Annotated in this window: 16 protein-coding genes; 15 read left to right on the top strand and 1 reads right to left on the bottom strand. The window is 43.1% G+C overall.

Going from position 1 to position 15,432, the window contains the following annotated elements; genetic code table 11:
- Positions 1-571 precede the first annotated feature (571 nt).
- From MJO52_RS05785 to MJO52_RS05760, 6 genes are all read left to right on the top strand, one after another.
- Positions 572-970 carry a hypothetical protein gene (locus MJO52_RS05785; protein WP_252084999.1) on the top strand — a complete coding sequence of 133 codons (399 nt, stop codon included), beginning with the start codon at positions 572-574 and terminating at the stop codon, positions 968-970.
- 128 nt (positions 971-1,098) lie between these two features.
- Positions 1,099-1,725, top strand: a complete 627-nt coding sequence (locus tag MJO52_RS05780; protein ID WP_252084998.1) for a DUF6680 family protein — start codon at positions 1,099-1,101, stop codon at positions 1,723-1,725.
- Between the two features lie 203 nt (positions 1,726-1,928).
- On the top strand, positions 1,929-2,483 hold the full coding sequence (locus MJO52_RS05775) for a hypothetical protein (protein ID WP_252084997.1): 555 nt from the start codon (positions 1,929-1,931) through the stop codon (positions 2,481-2,483).
- Positions 2,484-3,240: 757 nt separating this feature from the next.
- Positions 3,241-3,645, top strand: coding sequence for an ester cyclase (locus MJO52_RS05770; RefSeq protein WP_252084996.1), 405 nt, complete (start codon positions 3,241-3,243; stop codon positions 3,643-3,645).
- A gap of 75 nt (positions 3,646-3,720) precedes the next feature.
- Positions 3,721-4,227, top strand: a complete 507-nt coding sequence (locus MJO52_RS05765; protein ID WP_252084995.1) for a hypothetical protein — start codon at positions 3,721-3,723, stop codon at positions 4,225-4,227.
- A 133-nt stretch (positions 4,228-4,360) separates the two neighbouring features.
- Complete coding sequence (locus MJO52_RS05760) at positions 4,361-4,876, top strand: DUF1993 domain-containing protein (protein ID WP_252084994.1); 516 nt, start codon at positions 4,361-4,363, stop codon at positions 4,874-4,876.
- Positions 4,877-5,041: 165 nt separating this feature from the next.
- On the opposite strand, the gene MJO52_RS05755 is transcribed toward MJO52_RS05760, so the two are convergent.
- Complete coding sequence (locus MJO52_RS05755) at positions 5,042-5,218, bottom strand: transposase (protein ID WP_252084993.1); 177 nt, start codon at positions 5,216-5,218, stop codon at positions 5,042-5,044.
- A gap of 949 nt (positions 5,219-6,167) precedes the next feature.
- Between MJO52_RS05755 and MJO52_RS05750 the strand changes: the two genes are divergently transcribed.
- The 9 genes from MJO52_RS05750 to MJO52_RS05710 all read left to right on the top strand — a co-directional run bounded on the left by MJO52_RS05750 (position 6,168) and on the right by MJO52_RS05710 (position 14,689).
- Positions 6,168-6,491 carry a DUF6506 family protein gene (locus MJO52_RS05750; RefSeq protein ID WP_252084992.1) on the top strand — a complete coding sequence of 108 codons (324 nt, stop codon included), beginning with the start codon at positions 6,168-6,170 and terminating at the stop codon, positions 6,489-6,491.
- 287 nt (positions 6,492-6,778) lie between these two features.
- Positions 6,779-7,192, top strand: coding sequence for a zinc-ribbon domain containing protein (locus tag MJO52_RS05745; RefSeq protein WP_252084991.1), 414 nt, complete (start codon positions 6,779-6,781; stop codon positions 7,190-7,192).
- A gap of 502 nt (positions 7,193-7,694) precedes the next feature.
- Complete coding sequence (locus MJO52_RS05740) at positions 7,695-8,132, top strand: hypothetical protein (RefSeq protein WP_252084990.1); 438 nt, start codon at positions 7,695-7,697, stop codon at positions 8,130-8,132.
- A gap of 7 nt (positions 8,133-8,139) precedes the next feature.
- Positions 8,140-8,523 carry a hypothetical protein gene (locus MJO52_RS05735; RefSeq protein ID WP_252084989.1) on the top strand — a complete coding sequence of 128 codons (384 nt, stop codon included), beginning with the start codon at positions 8,140-8,142 and terminating at the stop codon, positions 8,521-8,523.
- Between the two features lie 88 nt (positions 8,524-8,611).
- Complete coding sequence (locus tag MJO52_RS05730; RefSeq protein ID WP_252084988.1) at positions 8,612-9,082, top strand: hypothetical protein; 471 nt, start codon at positions 8,612-8,614, stop codon at positions 9,080-9,082.
- A gap of 204 nt (positions 9,083-9,286) precedes the next feature.
- Positions 9,287-9,982: an ABC transporter ATP-binding protein gene (locus tag MJO52_RS05725; RefSeq protein WP_252084987.1), complete on the top strand. Its 696-nt coding sequence runs from the start codon at positions 9,287-9,289 to the stop codon at positions 9,980-9,982.
- Positions 9,976-12,447 (top strand): ABC transporter permease, encoded by a 2,472-nt coding sequence (locus MJO52_RS05720; RefSeq protein WP_252084986.1) that lies wholly within the window; start codon positions 9,976-9,978, stop codon positions 12,445-12,447. Before MJO52_RS05725 ends, MJO52_RS05720 begins: the two co-directional genes overlap by 7 nt.
- 721 nt (positions 12,448-13,168) lie before the next feature.
- Entirely contained in the window at positions 13,169-13,759 is a 591-nt protein-coding gene (locus MJO52_RS05715) for a TrmH family RNA methyltransferase (protein ID WP_252084985.1), read from the top strand.
- Between the two features lie 519 nt (positions 13,760-14,278).
- A complete protein-coding gene (locus MJO52_RS05710; RefSeq protein ID WP_252084984.1) occupies positions 14,279-14,689 on the top strand; it encodes a DUF2007 domain-containing protein in 411 nt (136 codons plus the stop codon).
- Positions 14,690-15,432: the final 743 nt, after the last annotated feature.

The following is a 15,432-nucleotide window of genomic DNA, read 5'->3' as shown; positions in this document are numbered from 1 at the left end:
TTAATAAGGCCAAGCACTACAGCCCTGCTTTGCAGGGCTCGGACCTCCGTTCCGGCGCTTCGCGCCTCCACTGCGGCCCGTGTTGGCGGCGTTAGATTTAAGTGCGGGAAATTTATGAGACGCATACCTTTGAAACCGACATTCATTTACCTGACTTTGCTATTGTTGGTTCCAGCTACCTCTTCAGCTTCCTTTATTGACAGAAACACTTTTGAAAATCATATCAAATCAGATAGTACTAGTACTGATATATATCTCAATTCGGTGATGGAGGGCTTACTTTGGTCCAACGCAGCGCTAGAGAGCAGAGGCGAGAAAAAGCTATTCTGCCTAACTATTAAGCTTAATACTCAAAACTACTTAAATCTTATAGACGACGAGTATGCTTTTCGAGAGAAATTGAATGGTAGTAGAGTAGAAATGCCGCCAGGATTTGCTCTACTAAGAGCACTTCAAAGGAAATTCCCCTGTGATTAACGCAGAATACAAATTTAACAAGTCACTGCACGGAACGCTGGCGCGTCCGTTGAGTGAGGCGTTAGTTGCAAGAAAAACAACCAAGGAATAGGTTATGCATGGTTTGAATCGGGTAAAAATTATCGCGCTGTTGTTGTGGATTGCTCCGAGTATGGTTCTGTTTTACATCCTTAATAAAGTTGCAAACGATTCATATTTTGCCTTTGTAACTACGATTTTTGGTTGCAACCTGGTATATGACGTTTCCAAAAAAATGGCAAATTCACCAACAGTCGATTTTGAAACATGGCGAAAGGTAGGATCTAAGTACGGTTTGGCAATTTTACTATTTATCATTTCAATTGTTGGTTTATATATTGAAGCTATGGAATATAGTCTTAGTTATATCGGCGCAATCTTAGTCTCATTGCCCGCTTACCTGGCAAGCATCTACTACTTTTCTGTTACTGAAGATGTATTTAAAGAAAGCATCGTAGTGGACCAAGGCAACTAACAATGCGCTGCAGGCCGACGGCTAACTTTGTGCGCGGTCGCTGCGCTCCCATTTTCGCGCAAAATACGCACAAGGTAAGCTGCCCCTGCTGGCGGCGTTATGTGTCAGTCTCCACTGAGAGGTAATTTATGGAATTAAATATGGAAATTAAAGATTGGATTACTATCAGTGCAGTCATCGCTGGTCCAATCTTAGCTGTACAAGCTCAAAAGCTCATTGAAAGTATCAAAGAGAGAAAAGAACGAAAACTTAGATTGTTCCATACTCTCATGGAGACAAGAGCTACAAGGCTTTCTGGGGCTCACGTTTCAGCACTGAATATGATTGATTTGGAATTTTACGGCAGATCACTATTTGGAAAGCGATGGCAATCCGAGGCTGATAAAAAAGTTACGAACGCTTGGAAAGTATATAACGATCACTTAAATAACAACGCTCCTGATGAACGACTTGCTGCGTGGACAGAGAAAGGCTACGAGCTATTTACAAGCTTACTTTATGCAATGTCACAGTCGCTGGGTTATGACTTCGATGAAGTTCAGCTTAAAAGAGACTGCTACAGCCCAATTGGGCATGGTCAAATAGAGCGAGAGCAAACTCGGATACGGGAAGGTTTGGTCGATCTACTGGAAGGTAAACGATCTATCCCTATGGCTGTGACCTATTTACCTCCTTACCATCCAGTTGAACCTGCCGAGCAGTCAGAAACTCATAACAATTCAATCCAGTCGACCGCTGACGCGTCGGCTGATTGAGGCGTTATGTGGCATGCAGATCTATCAGCAGACTCAAGTTGTCGCCAAAGTGATGAGCATGCACGTACGTCATATTTCGGTCATTGATATACTTAGTTTCTCTGAGAACATAACTAGTAAAATGGAGATGTAACACCGTATATTTTCCCCTTGCATAGTCATCGTCATCTTGGAGATGCCTAAGGAAATTAAAGGAAAGAATAATGCAAGAGCCTGAGCCCAATACAAACGGTATTCAGAACCTTCGCCGGTGGATAACTTGGGCAGCTGTCATAGGTACGGCGCTTTGGGCTGGCTACTTCTTTATTTTTCTCATTTATCAGTCAATTGTCGGGAGCGCCACCTCCAACAACTGGTTTCTCCAAATGGTCCAAGAACATCCGGCCGCGACCATAGGAATAGCCATGTCAGCGATAACAGCGTTTTGTCTCGTTGCATTGCTGGAGATCGCTCGAGGTCCAATCGAATTCGAAGCCATGGGTTTTAAATTTAAGGGGGCTTCTGGCCCAGTAATACTTTGGGTATTCTGTTTCCTGGCTATGATATTTGGAGTGTGGTTACTTTGGGACAAGAAGGGGGCAGGTAATTCGGCAATAGCGACTGCTCCCACATCTAAGGCTGATTCACGGATATTGTTGACTCGGATGAGCTACCCATCAATTGATTATCTGAAATATTGGGAATCTACCTCGGCTAAAATCTCGCCATATCGTTCTTTGCCCAAATGCCACATAAATCGGGTAGCCGGTAGTTTCTAGCTACCGGCCCCCACACCACCCATCGTGCGAGTCCGCAATGGGCGGTTCCCTATCCGTAATGAACTTCTACCCAGCGATTACGTCGAGCAGCTCTTCATTTGAGTTGAGTGTCATTGCTGTGTGCTACGTCAATTTTATATCCGGCTGACAACATATCGGTAGGCTAGCCCTGTCTTTTAATTCGTGGATTTTGGGTTCAGGCCTTCACCGTATCCAAGGTATTACTCTTGGCATTAGGCTACTATGCCGTCGGCTGACTTCTGTTTAATCACCTTGATCATTACTGACCGAGACGCCGCTGTGTTCCACCATTTTTTTCTCCTCACGATGGTAGCTAGCGGGTTGGGCCTACTTATGAGTCAGCGGCCGCCTGTCAGCTTCACAGCAACAAGCTAAACAGATCTCTCCCGATAAGAGCGTGAACTTTCACTACACAACTGTATCATTTACTCTACCCGTTAGATCACATGACTTCGGTGTCCTTGGTCACCTCGTCTCCAGACTAAGCCTTATAGGATGTTTCTGTTCGTCAGCTCATAGTTTTGCTAGCGGCTTCCTCCCCACAAGACCTCACGGTATTGCAGTTGCCATTCGCTAGTAGTTAGCATTTAATGGAATCCATTAAATGGTGATCCTCCTACAGCGGACTTTCACCCCATTAATCCACGCTCTTGTTGGACGTACCAAGTCAATTAACTACGCGCCTTTGGCGCCCGACAGCTTACACGCCGCTTCGTTATGTTTCTGAGGATGACAAGTGCATAAAGATCAAGTTCGAAGATTTTATGAGGTTCTTTGGGATGCCCACGATAAGAAAGCAATGCCATCGATCCTGCATGAGAGTTTCTCCTTTAGAGGATCATTGGGGCAGGAAAAGCGAGGTCACAAAGGTTTCGCTGAATATGTCGATATGATTCACAAAGCGCTGGGTGATTACAAATGCATTATTGAAGATCTCGTAGAAGAGGGAGACAAGGTTTTTGCAAAGATGTCCTTTACGGGATTTCATAGAGATGAGTTTATGGGCTTTTTACCATCACATAAACGCGTAACTTGGAATGGGTGTGCTTTGTTTACCTTTGAAGGTGATCGAATCTCTGATGTATGGGTACTGGGTGATTTAAAGAGCCTTGAAAACCAGCTCAAGAAAAACGAAATATAACAGTCGCAGTCAGCAGGACCGTCGCTACGTGCCGACCTCTGCTGCAAGGCGTTAGTTTTCATCGGGCTTCGATCAATGAAAGTTATATATCTAACCTTATTAATCATCCTTTATTCTCAGCGAGCCATTTCGTTTGAATATGATCATAAGAATTTAAGCGTTGATTTGAATAATGCCACTGACATTGTTATTGCTAAGAAAATCTCAGGCCGCATCGCGTACGCAGATATGACACATGAAATTAGCTCATATAACGCAAAGCCTATTGAGTGGCGTGACTCTCCAGCGTGGGAGAGATTGCAAGATCTGAATCGAGGTATCGACTCAACTTTCTTGGTATTGAATTCAACCAAGAGTACTTTTGAAATAGGGGATCGATTTACATTTAATAACTCATGGATACCTGTTGAATTGGGTTCAGTTCAACTGTATTTTCTATATCAGAAAAACGATCAAATCCAGTCTAATCCGTGTCATCGAATACCAATCGGCGATAACAAACAATCAATCGTCGAGCTTTCTTCAGATCCTAATGGGATTATTGGTTTGGTTTTACGCAATAAGCTATCATTTTGCGATTAAAAAAACTGACAAAGCAATGTACTTGACCTCCACTGCGCCGCTTTATTTTGTGCTTTAATAGCACAAAATAAACCAACTACGTTCCGGCCAGTGCTTTGGGCGTTATATTTTCCACTGTTAAGGAGGTAATACAATGTCAAAGGAAAGAACTAAGAATTTAGTCGATTTATTTTCGTCTAGGCTAACGACTCTTGGTCATATTCTTGAAATTTCTGAACAGCACTTCCATGAGGAGTCAGAATCTATATTGGATTTTCGACTAATTGAAGACATGCTTCCTTTTGGCACACAGATCGCCTACACATGTAATCAGCCTTACAATTTCTCGCTTTGGTGCAAAAATCAGGAATCCGATAATCTATCCCCTAAAATTGAGTCCTTAACTGTAGCTAAGAACCTAATTGAGCGAACTAAATCTCAACTTAAAGATTCGGAGCTAAGAGATTCAAAATTGTCAGAACTAAAGCGAATAAACCTTGATGGAAATCAATATCTTGAGCTAAAGGGGAAGGATTACATTCAAGAATTTCTAATCCCCAACTTTTATTTTCATTTGGTTTCTGCTTACAACATCATGCGGATGAAAGGGGTTCCTTTGGGAAAGGTAAACTATATGGCACATGTAGCTCCCTTGGTTAAAGTGGCATAACAAGTGACTATGGTCCTTAGTCAATTATTTAAGCCATCTATTTTGGTTTACCAACAGCGACTAGGCGCTCATACATTGGTTTTAATTTAGGGTGCATTGTATTGCCGACATCATAGAAAAAAATAAGACTGTACGCACACGATGTTGTCCGCCTCGAATATAGGGCTAACCCTGGAAGCTGCCACTATCACGGTTCATCGGGGTGATACCGCCAAGTGCAGCGATTTCTTTACGGTTCAATTTTCCTACCTCGGGAAGCTCACTCATCAACGTATAAACCAATACATTTCCGACCCCTTTAGCACTCAACAGTATGTCGCGCCTTTGCCGCCACTCAGACACACTGTTAACCAGTTTATCCAGTTGCTTGTCGATACCTTGTAGCTCTTTCTTTATGGTGTTTAGAATGGTCTGTATAGGTTTGAGTACTGATTTCTACATTCTCAGGAGCCGATTCTTTTGCATTGTGCTCATATCTAAACACTGACTTCTTACCGCCAGCAAGTCACTGATCTCCCTAAGATTTTCTGGCTTTAGCGCCGATAGTCTTGGCTTCATGGCCTCACCAGAATGTGCAATATCAATTGCATCTAGCCCGTCGGTTTAGCGAGGCGTCCTTCGGATTTAGCGAAGCTTCTTATCTGAGACGGATTGCAAACGACAATAGGTAATCCTGCTTTATCTGCGGCGCAAACAAACACTAATTCGAGCCTTCCAGTTGACTCTATTAATACACTCTGAGATTTAAGAGGTTGTAGTTGTTTAATGGCATCTTTAATGCCATTTTTGGCAATGTTAACACTAAAGAATTGGCCAGTAGATCTCACATAAATATCGAGTTGTTTACTACTGAATAAATACCGACACCGATCTCTTGAGGCTCCATAAGATAAGCTATCTCCGCCTTGCTATTCGGGCTCAAGGCCCACATGACTATTCGAGTTATGCCTAGTGAGTGCTTATCACGTACATACTTGTTATCGGTCTTTTACAAACCGGCCAGGCAGGGAACAGTGATAAACAAGGCCTTCGGTGGCCGCCGAAGGTGGGGCTCAATTTCCTCGTTAGCGAAAAGGATTTTCAACATCAGAATCGGGCAAGAACAACCATACAAAGCCCAGTAAAATCGCCGCCAAAAACACGAATGGATCTCGCTACCATTCAGCATTTGTTGGCGGCGTTATGCCACCTCATCCATACACAACCTGTTTTTGTGAAAAACTTTTAAATTCGGCCTTAAGTGTCTATGATTCTCATTCGTAATTGAATGAAAGTTATTTTGGAGAAATATATGACACTGCCGAATTTGAAAAAGTGGGCTTTTTTCTATTTTTCAGCTGGCTTTTCACCTGAAGAAAACACCAGGATAAATGAGAATCAACATTGCACATTCATAACCGTTGGTTTTGACCCTTCTGCTAAAAATGACAATTCTATTATTGAAACAGCGGTAAAACTTGTTAATGAAGGTGTTCAGTCTATTGAGTTGTGTGGTGGCTTTGGACCAGAATGGGCTGTTAAATTAGAAGAGGCATTACAAGACGACACTCCAATTGGTATTGTAATGTATGGCCCCAAGTATAGAAAAAAATTACTTGAAATAATGAAGCCTTGATACTTAACATTCAAACAAAACTAGCAATAAATGCTTATAGGTATTTCGACAACAATAATCTAAAGGGTATAACAAAAAAACGACGCCTCAGCGCCACTGTATAAGGAGTTATAGGACCTAGAATGGCAAGGCAAGGTTAAAACTTAAAGCTGTAATTACACTTTTCGTAATGGCGCTAAGTGAAAGACTTACCAAATAAACTAATGTCAAAGAAGCGTAAAATGAGATACAGAGAGTACGTAGATCATCCACGATATGGTTCCAAGCCAATATACTCCGGAAGCAAGATGACGGCTGAAATGGCTGCGTCTGCTCATTGGAGCCTTGATAAAGATAGTGTTTTCCCCGAAACGGCTATCCCTGCAAATATTGATAGGCAGAACTATTCAATATTTCCGCGTAAGTTTTACGTAGATATAGAACGCTGTTGTATTCAATGCAGGCGATGGTTTATTTTTTTTGCTAACGAGCAGAAGCACTGGTTTGAAGGGCTGGGGTTTTATGTTGATGGCGATTGTACCAAATGCGTCGACTGCAGAAAAAATGATCAGAACATTAAGCTGATGCAAAAGAGATATCAGATCCTTAGTGCGAAAAAAGATCGTAATGCAAAAGAGATATCTGAGCTTAAAAGAATTGCCTTAGAGCTATTTCAATTGGGATATATCAAAGATCAAACTAAAGTGGATAGAATTGGCTAACAAACGCAAACAAACCGGCCTATCGGCCTCGACTCACAACGCTCGCGTTTGTTGCAGACGTTAGATTGCCATGGTCAAGTCAATATCAACCGTTGTTTTAGTAATCTTGATGTTGTTTGCTATGACGCAGTGGATGCTTTCTAAAGATAAGCAAGAAAAACTTGCGAGACTCAATGCAATTGAAATAGCAGAACAGTGCCTCGCGGTTGGTGGGGAGCTTCGCCCTGTGTGTATGTCCGGTACTAAAATGTGCATCGTTAACTATTCGGATGCCGGAAAATCCTGTCTAAGTAGTTCACAATGCCAGGGTGAATGTAGGGTTTCGGAGAGTAAGGCTGGCAACGTTTTTGCCGTGGGCCAGTGCTCTACCTCCAATAATCCTTGTGGTTGCTGGGCAAATGTCGAGCTAGGTATGGTAAACCATGCTATTTGCTTCGAGTAAATCTAACAAACGCAAGCAGGATGCTAAGGCCCAGCGGGCCTCCGCGGACGTTAAGGCACTATGAAACTACTACCAATAATTTTGTTTCTTTGTTCCAGCACCTGCTACAGCTGGGAATGTGCCGAGCGTGATCCGCCAGTTTACATTGAGGAGTTCTGGAATCAGCGACCCAGAGTTATTGTTGCCCAAGTGGTTTCAGGAAAGTACGATCTGAAAGCAAGAGATGAGTATGAGTACCAACTTTTGGTCAAGCATTGGCTTAAAGGAAATTTGGGAAGAAACTTAAATATACAGAGTCGTGATTCTTTGCAACTTTCAATTAGCGAGAAATACATTTTTCCAATTAAAAATAGTACGGTTGATTTTTGTGAATTGATTTTGCCGTTTTCGTATAGCTGGCTAGAGCGTTTTGATATTCCTGTGGAGCGGGCTCGTGTAGAAAAATTGTGGAGTTTTCAGGTTACAAACCCTAACGATACACAATGCAGCCAATGTTAGAGAAACTATGAATAACGAATACAGAGCAAGGGATTGGATTAACTTCATTTTAGAGAGATGTCAGTTCCCTGATACACAAGCGCTAAAGAATCACCTCGACAAAGCCGTGTTTTCTGAGTTCTGTCAGTGCGGATGTAATAGCTTCAAAGTTCTGGTCCCGGATTTCATCAAGGCCATTGCAGTTCCAGGTAAGTATCGTGTAATTTTTGAAGCAAACTTTAATCTTGCAGAAGCAGGTAAAACGTTAGAGATCCTAATTTTCTCTGGAAAATCAGGAATGGTTGAATACATAGAAATTGACTGTAGTGGTAACAACTTTCCTATCCCAGAAATAGTTGAGGTTGTTGGAGAACCGTTTCATGTCAGTGCTAGTAGTGCGCTTGCTCTCTAACGAAAGCCGGCACATGCACGCACTTCTTGCGCTGGACTCACAACAAATTGCTCACCTTTGCGGCGGGCATTAAATTCACGGAGATATCGTGCTAAAGATTCTGAAACTTATAACATTTACACTATTGAGTATGTCGGTACTGGCAGAGTCTATTGAGTCCATTAACAAAGATAAGCACATTGAAATCTCAGGTTTTGACTGTGCAGATAAAAGCACTCATATGATTGAGTGGCTAGGACTGGGAACGGATTATCGTAGCTTCGTAGTAAAGGATGTAGAAACAGAGCTTTATAATCAGCAACCAGGTTCTCAACTTTTAAAGCTTGAATGCACTGGTGAACCAGAACTGCTGACTGGTGCGTTACCACAAGATGGAGTTGAAGCTAAAGCAATCTTAACGAGGTTCTCGGTGACATTTCCTCTTAAAGCTACCGTTAATCTTTCTGGTACCATCTGGGTGTTATCTATTGATCAAAATTACTACGCTGAAAACCTAAATTTACTCACCGATCGTAAGCTAACAAAAAAATTCACTGTCAAAGGCAGTTCCAAGCAATGAATTTTACAAGCAGATGCACTACGTTCCGATCAGCAGCCTCTATTGGACTCGTTACCCTCATTGATAAGCTAGGCGTTATCAAACAACATAAAGTCTCACTACCTGTATTCTGACAACTTAGCAACTTGTTTCTACTGATTTCACCTTCATTTCACCTCTGCTTCTTTAAAGTGCTGCTCAACCAGTTCTTTAAAGGAGCTAGCCATGTCTAGCAGTATTCACTTAAAGCAAATTGACCATCGCTTTACCTTGGCCAAACAACAGGTCAGCCTGTTTGAGGATTTAAATATTGAGCTGCACAGTGGTCAGTCTTACGCCATTGTGGGGCCCTCTGGAGTAGGCAAATCAAGCTTATTACTGTTAATGGCGGGTCTTGAACCTCCCGTTTCTGGCGAAGTGCAATTCCAAAAAAGCGGTAAACCGCAGCTATTAAAGAGCCTGCGTCAAATCTCAGGTTTTATTTTTCAGCAGTTTCATTTGTTACCCGAACTCGACGCCTTAAACAACGTCGCGCTGCCTTTAAAACTAAAAGGCGATAAACGTGCATTAACCACAGCCGAATTATGGCTCGACAAAGTGGGGCTAGCTGAGCGAATGTACCATAAACCACAGCAGCTCAGTGGTGGTGAGCAACAACGGGTGGCCATTGCCCGTGCTTTTGTCATGCAGCCGCAATTTATTTTTGCCGATGAACCCACGGGTAACCTAGATGAAAAAACTGCGCAACATATCGCGCAATTGATGTTTGATTGCTGTCAGCAAAGCGGCGCGGGGCTGGTACTCGTCACTCACTCGATGGAATTAGCGCAGCAGGCCGATACTTTACTGCAATTGGGGCAAGGCAAATTAACGGTCAAGGCGCGCAACCAAGCTACGTCTAGGGTGGGCGCATTATGCTGATTTTATTAGTGTGGCAATTATTCCGCCAGCAATACCATCAAGGGGATGCGCGCTTAATTCGCTGGACCCAAGCAAGTTTGATGTTTTTCATTTTAACACTCAGTTTGACCAGCAGTTCCATTCAGGCTTATTTGGCCAATAATTTGCAACAAATGCTTGGCAGCGATTTGGTAATTTCTCAGCATCAAGCCCTAACCGATGCGCAACTAAACAAGTTGCACCAGCATGCACAGCAGTTGAGCGTGAGCCAGCTGGTGAACGTAACCTTGACCCATGATCACCATTGGCAAGCAGTGCAGTTAAAAGCAGTGGATGATCATTATCCAGTGCAAGGCACCGTGCAAGTGGCGTTTGAGACGGATGGACAAGAGCAATCCCTGAGCCATGGGCCTAAATCCGGTGAAATCTGGGTCGATAGCCGATTGTTTGCTTCGCTGCAGCTTACCCTTGGCCAACCCTTAGATATGGGACATGGACAATTAAAGCTCACAGGTTTGGTACAACATGAACCCGACCGCCTGCTCGAAGGCCATTCGGTGGCGATGCGGGCATTGGTGCATCTAGATGACCTTCCACTGATACAAGCCGACAATGCCCTCTTTCGCTATTTACTTGTGGGGGATAAAAGCGAATTGAACACCCTAAAACAGTGGGCCACCACTGAGCTAGTAACTGCACAGCTTTATGACAAACACAGCGGCCATCCGTTGGCAATGTTTTGGCAACGGGTTGAGAATTTTGTGGGCTTAGCATCGGTACTGTTGTTTTTGATGGCAGCCATTGCCATCGACCAAGCCGGTCGACGTCAGTTGTTATCCCAGCAGCGTTTTGCGGCGGTGTGTTTGGCCATGGGCAGCAATAAACCCCAAGTGTTTGCTTTATCATTTGGTCAATGGCTATTAACAGTCATTGCAGGGCTAATTCCGGCAACCGCCTTGGCATGGGGGGCCGAATACCTAATTTTGCTACAAATGCAGACACAGTTTGCTGACCTAACCACCACCTGGGTATGGACAGATTTACTCAGCAGTTACGCGCTATTGTTAGCTCTATTGGCAATTTTCCAAATTCCCAATTGGTTAGTGATGGCCAAAGTAACCCCGGCACAGTTGATTCGCCAAATGTCGAGTCCGAATCACTTATTACCTCGCTATGGATTTGCATTAATCAGTGTGGCTGCGGTGGCTTTTGTTTACTCCGACAACGGTCTGCTCACGGCCATGACGCTATCCGCTATGGCAGCCACATTGATACTGATGATGGTATTGACTTGGTTGGTGCTGAGTTTGGGCCATACGGTGACGAGCCGTGCAATGGGTATGATGGCTTTTGGTTTTTATATGATGAAGCAGCGCTTACTCAGCAAATCCATTCAAATTTTGGGCGTTGGAATGTGTGCCACCTTGTTGCTGTTCACCTTGAGTTTGATGAAAGACATTGGCCAAACCATGGAAGGCTATACCCGCGAGCACGATGGTAATCTGATCATCACCCAGGCCAATGAACAACAGGTGCAAGACATTCGCCAGTGGAGTGCACAAACTGGCAGTGACATTCGCCAATTAAAGCCGTTTTGGTACGGACAGTTAAGCCATATCAATGGCCAGACGTTGGCGGAATTTGCCACCAGCCCCAGCGAAAGTTTGGCTAGTTTACAAAAGCCTGTCCGCTTGCATTTCAGTATTCAGCAAGCAAACAACAACCAAACTGAGACAGGCCAACGCTGGCAAGATCGAGATGCCGACTGGCAACAAGTGTCGGTAGAGCAAGAAGTCATGACTGATATGGGGTTGAAACTCGGCGACCAATTACAGTTTGAAGTTGCGGGGCAATCTTTGAACTTTGAAATCAAAGCCAGTCATAAATACGTGCCTGGCGAAGGTTCCATCACCTTTTGGTTTAATGTGCCACAAAGCACCATGAACCAGCTTCAAACACCGCCACTTTATATGGGTAGCCTTGAGCTTGCGGACACTGCTTGGGGTCAGCTGGCAGAGCTTTGGCAGCGTCACCCATCATTGCGGTTAATCTCGGTGCGCGAATTGACGCAACGCTTTGATGATACTTTGTCGATGGTGATTAAGCTGGTATCTGGATTTAGTTTGATGATTATTTTACTGGCACTGCTGGTGATCAGTGCGTCGGTCAAAGGCTATGAAGCTGATGAGCGTAAAAAGAACGCTTTACTGATCAGCTTTGGCCAGTCACGCCTTGCCTGCGGTAAACTAAGCCTGTTTGAGTGGTTGCTGACTTCTTTAATTGCTAGCGTGGGGGCCATTTTAGGTACTAACCTTACGGCTCAATTGATCTATCAATCTCAATTTGGCATCAATTACAAGCCAGATTGGTTATGGATCATCACTACTTTACTCGTCAGTGCATTGGTAGTGTGCAGCGCTGGCATGATAACCAATCGTAGCAGTTTAAAGTTTTCCGTTGGGGCCCTGTTAAGGAACGGAGGCTGAATACAAGTTCAATTTTGTTGGTGGAAGATCAGCAGGATTTGGCCAATAACGTCATCGAATATTTTGAGTCCAAAGGGCTGTCGGTGGATGACGTAAGTAGGTCTCAATATACCCGTTAGCGAAAAGGATTTTCAACATCAGAATCGGACAAAAACAACTATACAAACACAGGCAGTTTGTTCCAGTCCTTCTGGCCTCTGCTGACGATAAGACGGCCATGTATAACGATATTGATAACAATTGTATTGTTGCTTTCAGGCTGTACAAGTACCAAAGAGCAGAGAAAGCCGGAGCCAAAGTTTCAGGTTCAAATTGAATCTTCGGGAGTGGAGTATTCAGTTACAAGAACCATTGCATTGCAATATCTCTCCTATGTGTCACGGTATAACTATGATGGTGAAAGTATTGAAGTTAGCAAATGTGACGGCACAGTGACCAATGAGTGCCATTATTATGTGAGCTATATAGGAAATGGTTGTGGGCAGGACTCATATCTCATTGAGCAATGCATATCAGATAAATGTACTTTCAGTTTTACTCCATATAATGCCGGGACCGTAATTTGTGAATAACCTTAACAAAAGAGTCCAATCAACGCCCAAAGCTATACACCTTCTTGTGCAAGGACCTGCATCCCTATTATGCTACAAACAACGTCCCACTTCGGCTACCTATGCTGGCAACGTTAGGTCTGAATAAATTATCTGAGATCTTCAAGAAGATGGAAGTTGATAAAAGCGGCACTCGAAAAAGAGCCAATCAAATTAAGCCTTATCGCTGTAAAAATCTAATATGTGTTCTTGAATACCCGATGGATATGAAGAACATAGGAACAGTCATTCGAAACGTCAATGCTTTAGGCGTCGAAAAAACCTATATTATTGATCCACGCAACTCATTGCCTGATGAATGGCAGGAAATGAGAGAAAGGAAATCACTCTCAAAACCGTCTGTCTCAGCAATCAAATGGAGCTTTGTAAAGCGATTTGATAGTACCGAAGAATGCCTGGATCATTTGGCGAACAACAGATTTACCTCGATTGTTACCTCTCCTCATGTAAAAGGAGAAGACAACTTTATATTGCATGAGGCCGATTACACTCAGCCAAGATTAGCAGTATGGTTTGGTAACGAATCTAGAGGTATCAGTGATCTTGCAGTCAAAAGTAGCGATTTCTGCGTATCTATTCCAATGTTTGGAATGATAGAAAGCTTAAACCTTGGAACAACTTCTGGGATTGTATTGTATGAAGTTACCAAGCAGCGCCGCGAGTACCAGGAAAAGTATAAGCGAGCCAACCGCGGCACTTGACAGAGCAATTCAGCTGACATCTTGCTTTGTGTATCTCTTGTATAGTAACTGCACTGCTATTTACGCTCAAAAAGCACACAAAGTAAGCCGCGTCTGATTGCGATGTTATTTCTTACCAAGAACAAAATTCATGATGGATAAATCTGAAGAAGTTATCAACACGATTAAGGCTATAAAAAGGGGCTGCGTAGCTCTTCCATGAAGAATTTGACTTACCGATTTACCTTTAATATCGGCTGCTATCGTATATGTTCGCTTTGCCCAAGAAACATTGGCAGTAATAGCCTATTTGATCTTTAAGCTGGAATCGTTTTCAATGAATAAGAATCTACGCTCACTTCTCTACACATACATCGCATGAATGCTGAATGGGAGGAATATGATGAATTTCCTGAAATGAGGATTCTTTGTGTAGTCTGATTTAGTTTTCACTGGTAAGTAGGCTATTTTTTCGTAAAATAACCATACAAAAATTTAGGTGTTTTTTTCTATACCCTCGTTAAGCGCTAAGGTGATCACTTGCTAGTAACCGTTGCTAGATTCTCATTTCCATATGAAGCCCAGATTGCAAAAGCAAGACTTGAGTCTGAAGGAATAAGCGCCTTCATTGCAGATGAGCACACAGTCAATATGCAGTGGCTATATTCTAATGCTATGGGTGGAGTAAGGCTTCAAGTGTCGGAAAGCGACCTTGATAAAGCCCATGAAATCCTTAATCAAGACCGTTCCAATCTTGTAGACCAAGAATTAGGGTGTGATGGGGAAAGGAAATGTGAGTCCTGCTCTTCACGAAATATTGAGCCATTTACCAAGGGAAAAAAGCCCGCATTTTTGGTCTTCCTACTCTTGGGTATGCCTCTATTTTTCTACCAACATGGTATTAAGTGCAGGGATTGTGGCCATTTCCAAAAACTTAATAATCACAAGTAATAAGGCATCTGCCCTTTGAGCCTCCGTCTAGCTATCTAGATGAGGACATTCTTTACCCTCTGGTCGTTCTAGTATGATCAATAATACGGGCAAACAGTGACTCAAATAGTAGTAAGTGTTCACCGTGATCTCAGCATCCGAAATGAGTCTAAAACTCACGATTATATCAGTGTGATAGGGACGTCCAAATTTATGAGGGTAATAACATATGACCGCCAGTTCTTATTTACCGCAGATAGGCTTAACCGTGACATCCACGCCTAAACCCAAGGTGCCGTTAATAGGGTAAAATAGCTCACAGCAACTAAATTTCAGCGGATTTTCCTGTCTTCTTGGACAAGGTACAGTTGACTGAGCCATCGCTAACCACCTTAACCCTGCCCAATAACTTCGCTGTCACAAGATGATTGGTGACCCCCTCTTTATGCGCGTAAAGTAAATGACCAGAAAGTACCGATAAGAATAATACCTCCAATACAATTAGTGTTTGTGGGAGCATTATTGCTTTAGTGTGCAATAGGAAACCCCCGACGCAAAGGTCAAAACGATGACCAACGTTAATAACTGAGTAAAACGCTGCAACTGACTTAGAGGTGTCAAACTGGCTTGTTGCCCACAGTCGACATAGACTTTATCTACATAAGCATCAAATTTCATAGGTAAACTCGATGCCCCTTTGATGGTGTTTTCGATCTCACCCACAGGGTAAAACGAAGGGTTGAAATTGACTTAGGCCTTCCAGA

Source organism: Microbulbifer variabilis, assembly GCF_023716485.1.
Lineage (GTDB): Bacteria > Pseudomonadota > Gammaproteobacteria > Pseudomonadales > Cellvibrionaceae > Microbulbifer > Microbulbifer variabilis_B.
The sequence above is the reverse complement of the archived record's forward strand: the minus strand, read 5'-3'. Positions and strand labels throughout refer to the sequence as shown.